The sequence below is a fragment of the Microbacterium sp. UBA7513 genome, from assembly GCF_002478345.1.
Classification (GTDB): Bacteria; Actinomycetota; Actinomycetes; order Actinomycetales; family Microbacteriaceae; genus Microbacterium.
Genome location: NZ_DLNJ01000028.1, coordinates 43,613 through 59,760 on the forward strand (window position 1 = coordinate 43,613; position 16,148 = coordinate 59,760).

Here is a 16,148-nt window from a genome sequence, read left to right on the forward strand (position 1 = left end):
CGAGAGCCGCGCATGGAGATGACATGATCGCCCTGACGCTCGCTGAGATCACTGCCGCCATCGGTGGTGAACTGCGCGTGGCCGGAGAGCACACGCCGGAGACGGTGGTCGACGGGATCGTCGACACCGATTCGCGCACCATGGAGGCGGGGTCGATCTTCGTCGCCAAGCCCGGAGCCGAGACGGACGGGCACCGCTTCGTCGGTGCCGCCGTCGAAGCCGGTGCCGTGCTGGCGATCGTCGAGCACCCGGTCGACGTCGATGTCTCGCAGATCGTCGTGCCGGATGCCGTCGCGGCGCTCGGCGAGCTCGCCCGTGAGGTCGTGGCGCGCGTGCGGGCCGGCGGGAACCTGCGCATCGTCGGCATCACCGGCTCCAACGGCAAGACGACGACCAAGAACTTCCTCGCCCGCATCCTCGAGGACGAGGGCGAGACCGTCGCTCCGGTGAAGTCCTTCAACAACGAGGTCGGCGCCCCGGTGACGATGCTCCGCGTCACGCACGACACCCGCTTCCTGGTGAGCGAGTTCGGCGCCGCCGCGCCGGGCAGCATCGCGCGCCTCGCCGGCCTCGTCGAGCCCGACCTCGTCGTGGTGCTCATGGTCGGGATGGCCCACGCCGGGGGCTTCGGCGGCATCGAGGCCACGGCGAAGGCCAAGTCCGAGCTCGTCGCCGCGGCCCGCGTGCCCGGCACCGCCGTGCTCAACGCCGACGACCCCCGGGTCTGGGCGATGCGCGAGCTCGCGGAGAGCCGCGGCCTCCGCGTCGTCGGCTTCGGTCAGTCCGCCGCGGCCGCCGTGCACGCGCGGGACATCGAGGTGTCGGCCTCCGGCACCCAGTGCGTGATCGAGGCCGCGGGAGAGGACCTGCCGCTGCGGCTGCGCGTACTCGGGGCTCACCACGTCACGAACGCCCTCGCCGCGATCACCGCCGCCGTGGAGCTCGGCGTGGCCCCGTCCGATGCCGTCTCCCGGCTGGAGACCGTCGAGATCGCGGAGCGCTGGCGCATGCAGCCGCTGGGCAACGACCGCGTCCGGATCATCAACGACGCGTACAACGCCAGTCCCGATTCGATGGCGGCCGCGCTGCGGACCCTCGCCCAGATCACCGGCCCGGACGAGCGCACCGTCGCCGTGCTCGGCGCCATGAGCGAGCTCGGCGAGAGCGCCGGGGAGGAGCACGACCGCATCGGTCTGCTCGCCGTGCGCCTCAACATCCGGCGCATCGTCGTCGTCGGCCCGGAGGCCCGTCGGCTCTACCTCGCCGCCGTCGGCGAGGGGTCGTGGGACAGCGAAGCCGTGCATCTGCCGGACCAGGACGCCGCGTTCGAGTACCTCCGCACCGAGCTGCGCGACGGCGACCGCGTCCTGGTGAAGTCGTCCAATTCCGTGGGCCTCCGGCATCTCGGCGATCGTCTGGGAGAATTGTTCTCGTGAGGTCCCTCATCATGGCGGCGGCCATCTCGCTCGCCTTCACTCTCTTCCTGACTCCCGTCTTCCTCCGGCTCTTCCGCAAATGGGGCTGGGGGCAGGTCATCCGCACCCCGGAGGCCGCAGGCAACCCGAGCCACGAGGCCAAGCGCGGCACGCCCACGATGGGCGGGGTCATCTTCATCCTCGGCTCGATCGTGGGCTACTTCACCGGGGTCCTCGTCAGCGGGGAGACGCCGGCCCTGTCCGCGATCCTCGTCATCTGGCTCATGGTCGGCTTCGGCGTGGTCGGGTTCATCGACGACTACATGAAGGTGCGCAGCCAGCGCAGCCTCGGGCTGTCGGGGTGGCGGAAGGTGATCGGTCAGCTCATCGTCGTGATCCCCTTCGGCATCGTGGCGCTCAACTTCCCGAACAAGTGGGGGCAGACGCCGGCCAGCGCGTCCATCTCCCTCTTCCGGGACATCACCTGGCTGAACCTCTTCGCGTTCGGCGTCATCCTCGGCTGGATCCTCTACCTCGCCTGGATCTCGATCATCGGGGTCGCGACCTCCAACAGCGTCAACCTCACCGACGGCCTCGACGGGCTCGCCGCCGGCGCGGGCGTGATCGTCGTCGGTGCGTACAGCCTCATCGCGTTCTGGCAGTTCAAGCAGCCCTGCATCGGGGGAGACCCCGGTTCCCTCGGCGGTTGCTACGAGGTGCGCGACCCGTTCAACCTCGCCATCATCTCGGCCTCGTTCGCCGCGAGCCTCATCGGCTTCCTGTGGTGGAACGCCCCGAAGGCGAAGGTCTTCATGGGCGACGTGGGCTCGATGGCCATCGGCGGTGTCATCACCGCGATGGCGATCATGACCAGGACGGAGCTGCTGCTCCTGATCATCGCGGGCGTCTTCGTGCTCGCCTCCGGATCCGTGATCCTCCAGCGCGCCTACTTCAAGATCACCCGCGGCAAGCGGCTCTTCCTCATGAGCCCGTTCCACCACCACCTCGAGATGCGGGGATGGTCGGAGGTCACGATCGTGGTGCGGATGTGGATCATCGCGGGTCTGCTCGCCGTGTCCGCCGTCGGACTGTTCTACGTGGAGTGGCTGACCCGTGTCGGCTGAGCGCCTCGCCGGGCTGACGAGCTGGCACGCCGACTGGAGCGGCCTGCGCGTCGCCGTCCTCGGCCTCTCCATGACCGGCTTCTCCGTGGCCGACACCCTCGCCGAGCTCGGCGCCGACGTCCTCGTGCTGAGCGAGTCCGCGGAAGAGGAGTACGCCCGCCTCCTGCCCGTCATCGGCGCACGGCTGGAGCTCGGACCGCTCGACGCCGTCCCCGAGGCGCTGACGGCGTTCGCGCCTGAGGTCGTCATCGCGTCCCCGGGGTTCGCTCCGGCGCACCCGGTCATCCGCTGGGTCCAGGACGAGGGCATCGCCCTGTGGGGTGACGTCGAGCTCGCCTGGCGGGTGCGCGACAAGGTCCTCCGTGCGGACGGCACGCCGGCGGACTGGGTGCTCATCACCGGCACCAACGGCAAGACGACCACGACCCAGCTCACGGCGACGCTGCTCGTCTCCGGCGGACTCCGTGCCGCACCGTGCGGCAACATCGGCGTCCCCGTGCTGGACGCGGTCCGCGACCCCGTCGGGTTCGACGTGCTCGTCGTCGAACTCTCCAGCCACCAGCTCTGGTATCTCGGCCTGTCGCGCCCGGAGGGGGAGCTCTTCCCGCACGCCGCGGTCTGCCTCAACCTCGCCGACGATCATCTCGTCTGGCACGGCAGCGCGCAGGCCTACCGGGACGCGAAGGCCCTGGTCTATCGGAACACCCGCGTCGCCTGCGTCTACAACAAGGCCGACGAGGCCACACGGCGGATGGTCGAGGAGGCCGAGGTCGTCGAGGGCGCTCGTGCCATCGGCTTCGACCTCGGCATCCCCGGGCCGAGCGATCTCGGCGTCGTGGAGGGGCTGCTCGTCGATCGGGCGTTCCTCGACGACCGCGCGCGCAGCGCCCTGGAGCTGACCACGGTCGCCGACCTGGAGGCCGCCGGCCTGTCGGCCCCGCACATCGTGCAGAACATCCTCGCTGCCAGTGCTCTCGCCCGGTCCCTCGGGGTCGAGCCCGAGGCCATCCACGGGGCGCTGCAGAGCTTCCGGCTGGATGCGCACCGCATCGAGGTCGTCGCACGCCACGCCGGCATCACCTGGGTCGATGACTCCAAGGCGACGAACCCGCATGCGGCCGCGTCGTCACTGCGCGCGTACCCCGGTGCGGTGTGGGTCGTGGGTGGCGATCTCAAGGGCGTCGACATCGCCGATCTCGTCGCGGACGCGGGCGCGACCGCGCGCGCGGCTGTCGTCATCGGAGTGGACCGCACGGCCGTCGTCGCGGCATTCGAGCGACACGCGCCGACGGTGCCGGTCTTCGAGGTCGATGCTGGCGACACTGGACAGGTCATGAACCGCGTCGTGGAGATCGCGGCGGGGATCGTCGACGGGGAGGGCACCGTGCTCCTCGCTCCCGCCGCCGCATCCTTCGACCAGTTCTCCAGCTACGCGGATCGCGGCCACCGCTTCGCCGAAGCGGTGCGGGAATGGATCGATCGGGGGAGCGCCGATGACGCAGGTGGCTCGCCCTCCGCGGTCTGAGTCGGGAGGCCTCGCGGCGCGGGTCTCGCTCGGACGCCGGTTCACGCCGGTGTCCACCGAGTTCCTGCTGATCGCGTCGACCGCCCTGCTCCTGACGATCTTCGGTCTCGTGATGGTGCTGTCCGCGACGAGCGCGACAGAGGTGGCGAAAGCCCAGAACCCGTTGGACAGTGCTCTCCGCCAAGGCGTGTTCGCTCTGCTCGGCATCCCCATGATGTTCCTCATCAGCCGCTTCCCCGTGGCGTTCCTCAAGCGCATGGCGTGGCCGGCGCTGTTCGGCGCCGTGGCCCTGCAGCTCCTGGTGTTCACGCCACTCGGCGTCGCCGACGGCGGAAACCGGAACTGGATCCAGGTGGCGGGCTTCCAGATGCAGCCGTCCGAGTTCCTCAAGCTGGCGCTCGCCCTGTGGATCGCCGCGGTCCTGCTGCGCAAGCAGACCATGCTCGGCACCTGGCATCACGTCTTCATCCCCGTCGTCCCCGTCGGCGCGCTGGCGATCGGCACCGTGCTCGCGGGCAAGGACCTCGGCACTGCGATGGTGCTGGTCCTCATCCTCCTCGGCTGCCTCTTCTTCTCCGGCGTGAAGCTACGCCTCTTCATCATCCCGATGATCCTGGGCGTGGTCGCGGTGCTCGCCTACGCGCTCTCCAGCGAGGACCGCATGCGCCGCATCACCGCGACGTGCGACGACATGGCGCTGTACTACACGGACTGCTACCAGTCGATCCACGGCATCTGGGGCATGGCCACCGGCGGCATCTTCGGCCTCGGGCTGGGCAACTCCCAGGAGAAGTACGGGTGGCTTCCGGCGGCAGGGAACGACTTCATCTTCGCGATCGTCGGGGAGGAGTTGGGCCTGATCGGCTGCATCGTCGTGCTCGCCCTCTTCACGTTCTTCACGGTGGGTGCCTTCCATGTGATCCGCAAGACCTCCGACCCGTTCATCCGCGTGGCGGCCGGGGGGATCACGGTGTGGATCGTGGGTCAGGCGGTGCTGAACGTCGGCGTCGTCATCGGGGTCTTCCCGGTGATGGGTGTGCCCCTTCCCTTCATGTCTCAGGGTGGGACGGCGCTCTTGGCCGTGCTCATCGCCTGCGGTGTGCTGCTGGCTTTCGCGCGGACCATCCCGGTCGCCGAGAAGCAGTCAGCCGAGCGGGGTAGGGTCGCGAGGTGACTTCGTACCTCCTCGCCGGCGGTGGCACCGCCGGCCATGTCAACCCGCTGCTCGCCGTCGCCGACGCGTTGCGTGAGCGCGACTCCACGGCGACGATCCTGGTGCTCGGTACCGCGGAGGGCCTGGAGTCCCGCCTCGTCCCCGAGCGCGGCTACGAGCTGCTCATCGTCGACAAGGTGCCGTTCCCGCGGCGCCCGAACGCCCAGGCCGCCGCGTTCCCCGCGCGGTTCCGCCGGGCGATCGCCCAGGTGCGTGCGCACATCCGGCAGCACGGCATCGACGTCGTGGTGGGCTTCGGCGGCTACGCCTCCGCGCCCGCCTACGTCGCCGCGCGTCGCGAGCGTGTGCCCTTCGTCGTGCATGAGGCCAATGCGAAGCCCGGGCTGGCGAATGTGCTCGGCGCCCGGGCAGCGGCGGGGGTCGGCGTGGCCTTCGCCGGGACGCCGCTTCGCGGGAGCGAGGTGGTCGGCATGCCGCTGCGGCGCGAGGTCATCACGCTCGACCGGGCGGCACGGCGCGCCGAGGCCGCGGAGTACTTCGGGCTCGACCCCGATCGCCCCGTGCTGCTCGTCTTCGGCGGCTCGCTCGGAGCGCAGCGCTTGAACGACGCTCTGGCGGATTCCTGGCGCGACATCCTCGCCGCGGGCTGGCAACTGCTGCACGTGACGGGGGAGCGCAGCGACCTCGCCGACCCGGGAGTGCCCGGCTATGCCCTCCGCCGGTACGTCGACCGCATGGATCTCGCGTTCGCCCTGGCCGACCTCATCGTGTCGCGTTCGGGATCGGCCACGGTGAGCGAGATCAGCGCGCTCGGTATCCCCGCGCTGTACGTGCCGTACTCGGTGGGCAACGGGGAGCAGCGTCTGAACGCCGGCTCGGCCGTGGCCGCCGGTGCCGCGCAGCTCCTTGACGATGCGACGTTCGACGGCGACGCCGTCCGGCGGATCGTCGTGCCGCTGCTCGGCGATCCTGACCGCATCGGGCGCATGGCGGAGGCGGCGGAGACCGCGGGCACCCGGACAGGGACCGAGAACGTCGTGGCGATGATCGATCGTGCCCTCGGTGCGGTGTGACGCCGCCGCCCGGACGAGAACGAAAAGTAGACTGAAGCGGACATGATCAGACCCGACCTCTCCCTCCCCATCCCCGAGACGATCACCTCCGCGCACTTCATCGGCATCGGTGGATCCGGGATGAGCGGACTCGCCAAGATGTTCCTCGACGCGGGCATCCGCGTCTCCGGCAGCGACCGCGCCGACAGCGACAACCTGCGGGCGCTGGCCGCCGCGGGGGCGACGGTCCACGTCGGTCATGATGCCGCTCACCTCGGCGACGCCGACACGGTCGTGCACACCGGCGCCATCTGGCCGGAGAACCCCGAGTTCGTCACCGCCAAGGAGCGGGGCCTCCACGTCATCCACCGGTCCCAGGCGCTGCACTGGCTGATCGGCACGCGGCGCCTCGTCTCGGTGGCGGGCGCGCACGGAAAGACCACATCGACGGGCATGATCGTCACCGCCTTGCGTGACCTCGGCGCCGATCCGCACTTCGTCAACGGCGGCGTGATCGAGCAGCTCGGCACGTCCAGCGCGACCGGGAGCGGCGACCTCTTCGTCATCGAGGCGGACGAGTCCGACGGCACCTTCCTCCTCTACGACACGGCTGTCGCGCTCATCACGAACGTCGACCCCGATCACCTCGACCACTACGGCTCCGACGAAGCCTTCCACGACGCCTTCGTGCGGTTCGCGGACGCCGCGTCGGAGGCGGTCGTCATCTCGAGCGACGACCCCGGCGCGCTCCGGGTCCTGGCAGGGCTGTCCCACCCGCGTGTCCTGACGTTCGGGCAGGCCGAGGAGGCCGACGTCCGCGTCAGCGAGATCGTCACCGCGGGCCCCGTCGCCGCCGTCGTCTCGCACGGAGGGGAGACGGAGCGCATGCAGCTCGCGGTCCCCGGCGTGCACAACGCGATCAACGCGACGGGGGCGGTCGCCGTCCTCCTCGCGCTCGGCCACCCGCTCCGCGACGCCGTGCGCGCCGTCGAGGGCTTCGCGGGAACCGTCCGTCGTCTCGAGCGCCACGGTGAGGAGCGCGGGGTCACGGTCTACGACGACTACTCCCATCACCCCACCGAGGTGCGCGCCGCGTTGGAGGCCATGCGCAGTCTGGCGGGTTCCGGCCGGCTTATCGCGATCCAGCAGCCGCACACGTACTCCCGGACGCAGCACATGTACCAGGAGTTCGCGGACGTCCTGGAGGAGCTCGCCGACCACACCGTGATGCTGGACGTCTACGGCGCCAGGGAAGACCCGGTGCCTGGCGTTACCGGTGAGCTGGTGAGCGGCGCGTTCCAGGACCCCTCCCGCGTGCACTTCGTCGCCGACTGGCAGGAAGCGGCCGACTACACGGCATCGGTTGCGGAGGAGGGTGACTTCGTCGTGACCCTCGGCTGCGGTAACGTCTACCAGCTCATCCCGCAGGTGCTGGAGTCACTTCGCCGGACCGACGGGGCGTAGCCCATGCGCCGGCCGCCCCCACTCCCGAGCGCTCCGGATACCCCGGGGGAGACGGACGACGCGTCCGAACGGCCCCTCCGCCGGCGTCCCGCCCCGCTGCGGTCGCCGGAGGAGGGGGGAGGCGCCTCGCCGGTCGAGTCCGCCGCAGTGATGCCCGAGGAGCGACCGATCCCGCGTTCGTCCATGGATGTCTGGCGCGCCGCACGCGCCCGCCGCAGGGCGCTCAGGGCGGAGATCCGTCGGTTCACCCAGCGATCCCGGCGGCGTCGTCTCGTCTGGCTGAGTGCCCTCGGAGCCGTGGTGCTGCTGATCGGAGGGAGTGTCGCCGCCGCCTACAGTCCGCTCTTCGCTGTGCAGCGCATCACGGTCACCGGCACCACGACGATCGATCCCGCGGTGATCGAAGGTGCCCTCGCGGACCAGCTCGGCACGCCGCTCGCCCTGGTCGATACGAGCGAGGTCAAGGCGGCATTGCTGACGTTTCCGCTCATCGAGACGTATGCCCTGGAAGCACGTCCGCCGCACGACCTGACCGTGCGCATCGTCGAGCGTACGCCGATCGGGGTGGTCGAGTCGGGTGCCGGGTTCACGCTCGTCGACGCAGCGGGCGTCGCTCTCTCGACGACAGCCCAGCGCCCCGCGGGTCAGCCGCTGGTGGAGGTGGAGGGTGGGGTCGACTCGGCTGCCTTCCGCAGTGCCGGGCTCGTCGTCCGGGCGCTTCCGTCGGACATCCGCAAGACGCTCACCGGTGTGCGGGCCTCGACGGCGGACGACGTGACCTTGACCCTTGAGTCAGGACTCACGGTCGTGTGGGGGAGCCAGGAGGACTCGGGGTTGAAGGCGCTCGCACTCTCCGCCGCGCTCGTGAAGAACCCCGATGCCTCGTCGATCGACGTCACGTCTCCCGACGTGGCGGTCGTCGGCTGATCACTTTCGGCGGGAATGGCGCGACACGCCCATGTCGCTGCGCGTGCGGGGCCGGGCGGCGCATACCTTCGATCTGAGAGAACGCAATACCGGGAAATACTTTACACCTCTAGTTGAGGTTTAAGGTTCACCCCCTTCCAGGCTCTACTAATCGGAGGCCGGCCATGAGCCAGAACCAGAACTACCTCGCCGTGATCAAGGTCGTCGGCGTCGGCGGTGGCGGCGTCAACGCCGTCAACCGCATGATCGAGCTCGGTCTCCGCGGAGTCGAGTTCATCGCCGTCAACACCGACGCCCAGGCGCTGCTCATGAGCGACGCCGACGTCAAGCTGGACGTGGGCCGCGAGCTCACCCGCGGTCTCGGCGCTGGTGCCGACCCCGAGGTGGGTCGTCGCGCCGCAGAGGACCACGCGGAGGAGATCGAGCAGGCCCTGACCGGTGCCGACATGGTCTTCGTCACCGCCGGAGAGGGTGGCGGCACCGGAACGGGTGGTGCCCCCGTCGTCGCCCGCATCGCGAAGTCGATCGGCGCGCTGACCATCGGTGTCGTCACGAAGCCGTTCTCCTTCGAGGGGCGTCGCCGCCAGAGCCAGGCCGAGGCGGGCGTCGCGAAGCTGAAGGAAGAGGTCGACACCCTCATCGTCGTCCCGAACGACCGTCTTCTCGAGATCAGCGACCGCGGCATCTCGATGATCGAGGCGTTCGCGACTGCCGACCAGGTCCTCCTCGCCGGTGTGCAGGGCATCACCGACCTCATCACGACCCCCGGTCTGATCAACCTGGACTTCGCCGACGTGAAGTCGGTCATGCAGGGAGCGGGATCCGCCCTGATGGGCATCGGTTCGGCCCGTGGCGCAGACCGTGCGATCAAGGCGGCGGAGCTCGCCGTCGAGTCGCCGCTGCTCGAGGCCTCGATCGAAGGTGCGCACGGTGTGCTGCTGTCGATCCAGGGTGGCTCGAACCTCGGCATCTTCGAGATCCACGACGCGGCGGATCTCGTCAAGGAGGCCGCGCACCCCGAGGCCAACATCATCTTCGGTACGGTCATCGACGACACGCTCGGCGACGAGGTGCGGGTGACCGTGATCGCCGCGGGCTTCGACGGCGGCGAGCCCTCGCTGCGGCTGGACCCGATGGTCGTCTCGCGTCCCTCGACCGCGTCTCTTCCCGAGGTGGCGCTGTCGGAGACCTCCGAGCCTGCGGCAGAGAAGAGCACGCCCGAGCCCGCCCCGGCGCCGACGGCACCGCGCACGCCGACGACGAGCATCGAGCCGGCCTTCGCCGACGACGACATCGACATCCCCGAATTCCTGAAGTGACGACACCGGTCGGCGCTTCGGCGCCATCGGACCTGGCCGCGCGGCTGTCGGCGATCGACGAGAAGATCGCCGACGCCGCGCGTGCCGCCGGGCGTTCCCCCGAGGGGATCACCCGGATCGTCGTCACCAAGTTCCACCCTGCCTCCTTGGTGCGCGATCTGCACGCTCTCGGAGTGCACGCGGTGGGGGAGAACCGGCAGCAGGAGCTCACCGCCAAGGCGGGCGAACTCTCCGCCCTCGACCTCGAATGGCATTTCATCGGGCAGGGGCAGACGAACAAGGCCGCGGCGATCAGGCGGAGCGCCGACGTCGTGCATTCGGTGGACCGTGGCCGGTTCGCCGATGCCCTGCACCGTGCAGCCGAGACCGACGAGGTGCTCGACGTGCTCGTCCAGGTGAATCTCACCGAGGATGAGGGCAGGGGAGGCGTGGCGCCGGCGTCGGCGGTGGCGCTGGCCGAGCACGTGCTCGGTCTGTCCTCGCTGCGGCTCCGAGGCGTGATGGCCGTCGCGCCCCTCGACGAGGATCCCGCAAGCGCCTTCGCCCGTCTGCACCACATCGCCGCCGACGTGCGGACCGTCGCTCCCGAGGCGACCTGGATCTCCGCCGGGATGACCGGCGATTTCGCCGAGGCCATCGCCGCCGGCGCGACACACCTGCGGATCGGTTCCGCAATCACGGGACCGCGCCCCGCCCGGGGCTAACCTGTGACAAGACCAGCCCGAAACGTTCGAACCGGAGGACACGATGGGTAACCCGCTGAAGAAGACCATGGTGTATCTCGGCCTCGCCGACGAGGAAGAGGTCTACGAAGAGGAGACGCCGGCACCCGCCCGCGCCCAGCGTGAGCGTGAGCGTGAAGAGCCGGCTCCGGCTCCCGTCACACCGCTCCGTCGTCCCGTCGCCGTCCGCCAGCCTGCAGCAGGAGCCGTGAACGAGATCCTCACCGTCCACCCGAAGCAGTACCGCGACGCCCAGCTGATCGCGGAGAGCTTCCGCGAGGGCGTCCCGGTCATCATCAACCTCTCCCAGATGAGCGACGCCGACGCGCGCCGCCTCATCGACTTCGCGAGCGGTCTCTCCCTCGGCCTCTACGGCCGGATTGAGCGGGTGACCTCCAAGGTCTTCCTGCTCTCGCCGGAGAACATCGCGGTGTCCGGCCACGGGGGTATCGCGCACGCAGACGCCGAGTCTGCGGGCTTCGACCACTCGTAGACCGTGCAGCTGGTCTCGGTCCTCGCCAGCATCGTCCACCTGGTGCTGCTGGTCTACATCCTCGTGCTCTTCGCGAGGCTCATCCTGGACTACATCCCGATGTTTAATCGGGAGTGGCGTCCCAAGGGCTTCGGTCTCGTGGCCGCGGAGGCGGTGTACACGGTCACCGATCCGCCCATCCGGTTCTTCCGGCGGATCATCCCGCCGCTGCGTATCGGTCAGCTCTCGCTGGACTTCGGCTTCGCGCTGACCCTTCTGGTCGTCCTGATCCTGATGAACATCGTCCGGTTGTTCATCCGCTGACCACCCCGCGTGTCGCGCCCGGGGACGGCGGCGAGTTCGCCGAGCCTGGGTGTCGTGGCATCGCGACCCCAAGGCTCGGGGGCTATGCTGGCACCCAGGTGCGCGCCCCGGGTTCGCGCCACATCACGAACACGCCATACATCGGTACTGGCAATCGAACTCATCGAAAGAGGAGCCACCCATGGCACTTACCCCGGATGACGTCGTCACCAAGCAGTTCCAGCACGTCCGCTTCAAGGACGGCTTCGACCCGGACGAGGTCGACGACTTCCTCGACGAGATCGTCATCGAGTGGCGCAAGGCCCTCGAGGAGAACGCCGAGCTGAAGGCGAAGCTCGCCGCGTACGAGTCGGGCTCCACGCCTGCTCCCGCTGCGGCCGCCGAGCCGGCCGCCGCTGCTCCTGCCCCGGCGGCTGCCGCCGAGGCTCCCGCCGCCGACGCCGCACCGACCGGCTCCGCGACCGCGACCGCCGGCATCATCGAGCTCGCACAGCGTCTGCACGACGAGCACGTGGCCGAGGGTGAGGCCAAGCGCAACCAGCTCATCTCCGAGGCCGAGGCCGAGGTCGCCCGCATCCGCACGGAGGCCGAGGCGAAGCAGCGCGAGGAGACCGCGCGCCTGGAGCGCGAGCGCAACACGCTGGAGGCCCGCATCACGGAGCTGCGCAACTTCGAGCGCGACTACCGCTCGCAGCTCCGTGGCTACATCGAGGGCCAGCTCCGCGAGCTCGACGAGAAGTCGGCGTCGACGGACTCCACGCCGGTCTCCGCGATCGGCCTGTAAGGCGCCCTCTTGTCAGGACGTCGTCCCCTTCGTCGGTCGGCGGCCGGTGCGATCGTTGCGATTCTCGCAGCGGTCGTGCTGGCCGCCGATCAGTTTGTGAAGTACCTCACGATCGAGAACCTGCCGCTGCATGAGGTTGTCCCGGTCCTCGGAGAGTTCCTCCAGCTCTACTACGTGCGCAATCCCGGCGCGGCGTTCTCCCTCGGCTCGGGGGTGACCTGGATCTTCACCATCGCGCTCGCAGTCGTCGCGGGCGTGATCGTCTGGAAGGCGTTCGGGCTCCGGTCTCGCCTCTGGGCGGTCGTCCTCGGCTGCCTGCTCGGGGGCGTGCTCGGCAACCTGTCGGACCGCCTCTTCCGCGAGCCAGGATTCCCCGTCGGCCACGTGGTCGACATGATCTCGATGCCGTGGATGATGCCGGCCATCTTCAACGTCGCCGACATCTTCATCGTCACCGGGATGATCTCGGTCGCCCTGCTCGTCGTGTTCGGACTGCGCTTCGACGGCACGCGGGAGAAGGACCACGCCCCGGTCGAGACCGACGAGGACGCCGAGGCCGCTGCCGCGTCCGAGGGGCGCTGAGCGTGGAGTCCCGGTCGCTGCCCGTCCCGGACGGGCTCGACGGCACACGCGTGGACGCCGCCCTCGCCAAGCTTCTCGGGTTCTCGCGGACCTTCGCGGCGGAGGTGGCCGCTTCCGGCGGCGTGCGTCTGGACGGCGTCACCCTCGACAAGTCGGACCGGCTGCGTGGTGGTGCCTGGCTCGATGTCGAGTGGCAGCCGAAGGAAGGGCCGAAGATCGTGCCCATCGCGGTGCCCGAACTCGGCATCGTCTACGACGACGAGGACATCGTCGTGGTGGACAAGCCGACCGGCGTCGCCGCCCACCCCTCGCTCGGGTGGGAGGGGCCCACGGTCGTCGGTGCTCTCGCCGCCGCCGGGTTCCGCGTCGCGACCAGCGGCGCCCCCGAGCGTCAAGGCGTCGTGCACCGTCTCGACGTCGGCACGAGCGGTCTCATGGTGGTCGCCAAGAGCGAAGCGGCGTACACCGCTCTCAAGCGGGCGTTCAAGGAGCGCACGGTCGAGAAGATCTACCACGCAGTGGTGCAGGGGCATCCGGACCCGCTCGTGGGCACGATCGATGCGCCGATCGGTCGGCACCCGAACCACTCCTGGAAGTTCGCGGTCGTCCCGGACGGCAAGCCTTCCGTGACGCATTATGAGACCCTCGAGGCGTTTCCGGGGGCCTCGCTGCTGGAGATCCACCTGGAGACGGGCCGCACGCACCAGATCCGCGTGCACATGGCGGCACATCGGCACCCGTGCGTCGGGGATCCGCTCTACGGCGCCGACCCGACGCTCTCCGCCCGCCTCGGACTCACGCGCCAGTGGCTGCACGCGCATCAGCTGGCCTTCGCGCATCCGACGACGGGGGAGTGGGTCCAGTTCGCCTCGCCCTATCCGGAGGACTTCCAGCATGCGTTGGACGTGCTGCGCGGGGAATAGTCCATCCGCCGGGGCGTCGGGGCGCCGGTGTCCGTGGTCTCCGCCACACTGACCGCATGAGCATCGTGGTGCGCCCGGCGACGGTCTTCGATGACGTCGCCGCGGTCGTGGGACCGAAGAAACCGACGTCGAACGTCTGCTTCTGCCTGAGCTATCGGATCGGCAACAAGGAGAACGTCTCCCTTCGCGGTCCCGCACGGGCCGAGCGGGTGCGTGAGCTCTGCCACCAGGATCCTCCTCCCGGCGTGCTCGCCTACCTCGACGACGAGCCGATCGGCTGGGCGGCGTTGCACCCTCGACGCGATACGAGCTTCGCGCGCAATCGCCTCATCCCGCACGTCGACGACCTCGACGTGTGGTCCCTGTGGTGCTTCCGGGTCCGCCCTGGGCACCGCAAACAGGGTGTCTCCCACGCCCTCATCGCGGGCGCGGTCGCCTACGCGCGCGAACGGGGCGCACCCGCGATCGAGGGGTATCCGGTCGACAACGCCGGTGCGAAGGTGAACCTCACGATGGCGTACGTCGGGACGCGGCGTCTCTTCGAGAGCGCGGGGTTCGCGAAGGCGGCGGACACGGGCTCCGTCCTCGACGGCTTCCCCCGCGTGCTCATGCGGCTGGACCTCCGCGAGAAAGCGTGAACCGTCTTCCGCTACCGGGGCAATACAGAGTGTGAACACAGACAGCGAGGTCATCGCTCGGTCGCTCGACGAGCCGCGGGCGTTCTCCGCCATCTTCGAGCGGCATGTGCGTCCGGTCGGCGGGTACATCCGGCGGCGTGTCGGCGAGGATGCGGTCGACGACGTGCTCAGCGAGACGTTCCTGGTCGCCTTCCGCCGTCGAGCTTCTTTCGATCTCGATGTCGCGTCGGCGCTGCCGTGGCTCCTGGGCATCGCCACGAGGATGATCAAGCGGCACCGCGCGGCCGAAGTACGGCAGTGGCGGGCTTTCGAGGCCACTTCGGGCGCCGAGGGGCCCGCGGAGCACCCGTACGCGGCGTCCGACGCGCGGCTCGACGCCGATGCCGCCCTGCGAGCACTCGCGCCCCGCATCGCCGGGCTCCCGGCCAGGGACCGCGACGTGCTGCTCCTGCATGCCTGGGGTGATCTCACCTACGAGCAGATCGCCGTCGCCCTCGGCATCCCGGTCGGGACGGTGCGGTCGCGGCTCAACCGGGTCAGACGACGGCTCGCCCCGCCGGGTTCGCGCGGGCAGACCCGACTCACATGGATGGCGAAGGAGGAGAGCGATGCTGCTTATGGAACGAGTGCGTGACCTCGGCGCGGATCAGGCGGAAGCCTCGGACGAGAGCATCCGTCGTGCCCGCGCCACGCTGGCTGCCGCGGTGTCAGCCGCGCGTGCTCCGCGGGGCGGACGACGACGGGCGCGGGTGTGGACCGGCCTCGGCATAGCGGGGCTGACGGCCGGGGCCGCGGTGGTGGCGCTGGGCGCCGGAGGTCTCCTGTTCCCGGTGATGCCCGATGCCGCCGCTGCGGCGGTCCTCGAGCAGGCGGCGAGCGTCACCGTCGATGCCCAGGATCTGACCCCGGAGGAGGGACAGTACATCCGGATCGAGACCGTCGACGAGTTCGTCCAGTTCTGGGATGGAGACGCCGCCGACGACGGCGACGACGACACCTTCGCCTTCAACGCCTCCCGGGAGACGGGGGACGCGGCCGTCCTGGTGAGGGACACACGGGTGCTGTACATCCCTGCAGACCGCTCGGCCGACTGGTTCTACGACTGGGGGAACGCCAAAGTGGTGCGGTCGTTCGGCGCGCAGGGCACGCGGGCCGCACAGGAGTGGCCCTCGTCACCCGGTGCGGCGATCCGCGAGCGCGGCACGGTGCAGGTCCTCCCCGGGGGCGCCTGGCCGGTCGGCGACGGCAATCCGCCGCCCGTTCCGCAGTTGGCGGACGGCTATCGCCCCTACTACGCCGAGATGCCGCGGGAACCGGCGGCGCTACGGGACTGGCTGCGCGACCGGTCCGGGCTGCCCGACGAGGAGGGTGATCGGTGGGTGGTGGCGAGCCTCTCCGACCCCTCCGCGATCAACCTCATGCCGGCCGAGCTGAGAGCGGCCTTCTTCCGCGCGATCGCCTTGATCCCGGGCTTCGAGCTGGTCGACGAGGGCGACGGCACGGCCACGCTGCGCTATGCGGTTCCCGGCCACCGGACGACGACCATCGTCGTCGACACGACGCACGGACTCGTGGACTCGATCGCGGAGGGCTACGGGTCCGGAGGGGTCATCGGAGACACGCCGGAGTCGACGACGAGCGTCGTCACCGAGGTGGTGGACGAGGTGCCGTGAGGCCGGCCGATGTCGATGGCCGAACGTAGA

General features: G+C 69.9%; 17 protein-coding genes. All 17 read left to right on the forward strand.

Annotation, left to right across the window (positions count from 1 at the left end):
- Window positions 1–23: 23 nt before the first annotated feature.
- The gene (locus B2W79_RS14955) at window positions 24–1,436 is read left to right on the forward strand and encodes a UDP-N-acetylmuramoyl-tripeptide--D-alanyl-D-alanine ligase (protein ID WP_292790744.1); all 1,413 of its coding nucleotides are present in this window, start codon (window positions 24–26) and stop codon (window positions 1,434–1,436) included.
- Window positions 1,433–2,539 (forward strand): phospho-N-acetylmuramoyl-pentapeptide-transferase, encoded by a 1,107-nt coding sequence (gene mraY, locus B2W79_RS14960; protein ID WP_071329843.1) that lies wholly within the window; start codon window positions 1,433–1,435, stop codon window positions 2,537–2,539. Before B2W79_RS14955 ends, mraY begins: the two co-directional genes overlap by 4 nt.
- Complete coding sequence (murD, locus tag B2W79_RS14965) at window positions 2,529–4,064, forward strand: UDP-N-acetylmuramoyl-L-alanine--D-glutamate ligase (RefSeq protein ID WP_292790747.1); 1,536 nt, start codon at window positions 2,529–2,531, stop codon at window positions 4,062–4,064. The genes mraY and murD overlap by 11 nt, the downstream gene beginning before the upstream one ends.
- Window positions 4,033–5,238, forward strand: coding sequence for a putative lipid II flippase FtsW (gene ftsW / locus B2W79_RS14970; RefSeq protein WP_292790750.1), 1,206 nt, complete (start codon window positions 4,033–4,035; stop codon window positions 5,236–5,238). The genes murD and ftsW overlap by 32 nt, the downstream gene beginning before the upstream one ends.
- Complete coding sequence (locus B2W79_RS14975) at window positions 5,235–6,311, forward strand: UDP-N-acetylglucosamine--N-acetylmuramyl-(pentapeptide) pyrophosphoryl-undecaprenol N-acetylglucosamine transferase (RefSeq protein WP_071329840.1); 1,077 nt, start codon at window positions 5,235–5,237, stop codon at window positions 6,309–6,311. The genes ftsW and B2W79_RS14975 overlap by 4 nt, the downstream gene beginning before the upstream one ends.
- Before the next feature lie 42 nt (window positions 6,312–6,353).
- On the forward strand, window positions 6,354–7,754 hold the full coding sequence (gene murC / locus B2W79_RS14980) for a UDP-N-acetylmuramate--L-alanine ligase (RefSeq protein WP_071329839.1): 1,401 nt from the start codon (window positions 6,354–6,356) through the stop codon (window positions 7,752–7,754).
- A gap of 183 nt (window positions 7,755–7,937) precedes the next feature.
- Window positions 7,938–8,681: an FtsQ-type POTRA domain-containing protein gene (locus B2W79_RS14985; RefSeq protein ID WP_256209486.1), complete on the forward strand. Its 744-nt coding sequence runs from the start codon at window positions 7,938–7,940 to the stop codon at window positions 8,679–8,681.
- A 164-nt stretch (window positions 8,682–8,845) separates the two neighbouring features.
- Window positions 8,846–10,000 (forward strand): cell division protein FtsZ, encoded by a 1,155-nt coding sequence (gene ftsZ, locus B2W79_RS14990; RefSeq protein ID WP_060922670.1) that lies wholly within the window; start codon window positions 8,846–8,848, stop codon window positions 9,998–10,000.
- The gene (locus B2W79_RS14995) at window positions 9,997–10,704 is read left to right on the forward strand and encodes a YggS family pyridoxal phosphate-dependent enzyme (RefSeq protein WP_071329838.1); all 708 of its coding nucleotides are present in this window, start codon (window positions 9,997–9,999) and stop codon (window positions 10,702–10,704) included. The genes ftsZ and B2W79_RS14995 overlap by 4 nt, the downstream gene beginning before the upstream one ends.
- 43 nt (window positions 10,705–10,747) lie before the next feature.
- A complete protein-coding gene (locus B2W79_RS15000; RefSeq protein WP_071329837.1) occupies window positions 10,748–11,215 on the forward strand; it encodes a cell division protein SepF in 468 nt (155 codons plus the stop codon).
- 3 nt (window positions 11,216–11,218) lie between these two features.
- Window positions 11,219–11,518: a YggT family protein gene (locus B2W79_RS15005; protein ID WP_025105081.1), complete on the forward strand. Its 300-nt coding sequence runs from the start codon at window positions 11,219–11,221 to the stop codon at window positions 11,516–11,518.
- A 181-nt stretch (window positions 11,519–11,699) separates the two neighbouring features.
- Window positions 11,700–12,302 (forward strand): DivIVA domain-containing protein, encoded by a 603-nt coding sequence (locus B2W79_RS15010; protein ID WP_071329836.1) that lies wholly within the window; start codon window positions 11,700–11,702, stop codon window positions 12,300–12,302.
- 9 nt (window positions 12,303–12,311) lie between these two features.
- Window positions 12,312–12,884, forward strand: a complete 573-nt coding sequence (lspA, locus tag B2W79_RS15015; protein WP_396654767.1) for a signal peptidase II — start codon at window positions 12,312–12,314, stop codon at window positions 12,882–12,884.
- Window positions 12,885–12,886: 2 nt separating this feature from the next.
- On the forward strand, window positions 12,887–13,807 hold the full coding sequence (locus B2W79_RS15020; protein ID WP_071329835.1) for an RluA family pseudouridine synthase: 921 nt from the start codon (window positions 12,887–12,889) through the stop codon (window positions 13,805–13,807).
- Window positions 13,808–13,863: 56 nt separating this feature from the next.
- A complete protein-coding gene (locus B2W79_RS15025) occupies window positions 13,864–14,445 on the forward strand; it encodes a GNAT family N-acetyltransferase (protein ID WP_071329834.1) in 582 nt (193 codons plus the stop codon).
- A gap of 31 nt (window positions 14,446–14,476) precedes the next feature.
- A complete protein-coding gene (locus B2W79_RS15030; protein ID WP_292790765.1) occupies window positions 14,477–15,079 on the forward strand; it encodes an RNA polymerase sigma factor in 603 nt (200 codons plus the stop codon).
- Window positions 15,054–16,118, forward strand: a complete 1,065-nt coding sequence (locus B2W79_RS15035) for a hypothetical protein (protein ID WP_292790768.1) — start codon at window positions 15,054–15,056, stop codon at window positions 16,116–16,118. Before B2W79_RS15030 ends, B2W79_RS15035 begins: the two co-directional genes overlap by 26 nt.
- The last annotated feature ends 30 nt before the right edge of the window (window positions 16,119–16,148 follow it).

Bases quoted from the DNA above. Each gene is read 5' to 3' on its own strand.
- B2W79_RS14955 (WP_292790744.1), top strand. From the start codon at position 24: ATGATCGCCCTGACGCTCGCTGAGATCACTGCCGCCATCGGTGGTGAA.
- B2W79_RS15035 (WP_292790768.1), top strand. From the start codon at position 15,054: ATGCTGCTTATGGAACGAGTGCGTGACCTCGGCGCGGATCAGGCGGAA.
- ftsW (WP_292790750.1), top strand. From the start codon at position 4,033: ATGACGCAGGTGGCTCGCCCTCCGCGGTCTGAGTCGGGAGGCCTCGCG.
- B2W79_RS15000 (WP_071329837.1), top strand. From the start codon at position 10,748: ATGGGTAACCCGCTGAAGAAGACCATGGTGTATCTCGGCCTCGCCGAC.
- ftsZ (WP_060922670.1), top strand. From the start codon at position 8,846: ATGAGCCAGAACCAGAACTACCTCGCCGTGATCAAGGTCGTCGGCGTC.
- B2W79_RS15010 (WP_071329836.1), top strand. From the start codon at position 11,700: ATGGCACTTACCCCGGATGACGTCGTCACCAAGCAGTTCCAGCACGTC.
- murC (WP_071329839.1), top strand. From the start codon at position 6,354: ATGATCAGACCCGACCTCTCCCTCCCCATCCCCGAGACGATCACCTCC.
- B2W79_RS14985 (WP_256209486.1), top strand. From the start codon at position 7,938: ATGGATGTCTGGCGCGCCGCACGCGCCCGCCGCAGGGCGCTCAGGGCG.
- B2W79_RS15025 (WP_071329834.1), top strand. From the start codon at position 13,864: ATGAGCATCGTGGTGCGCCCGGCGACGGTCTTCGATGACGTCGCCGCG.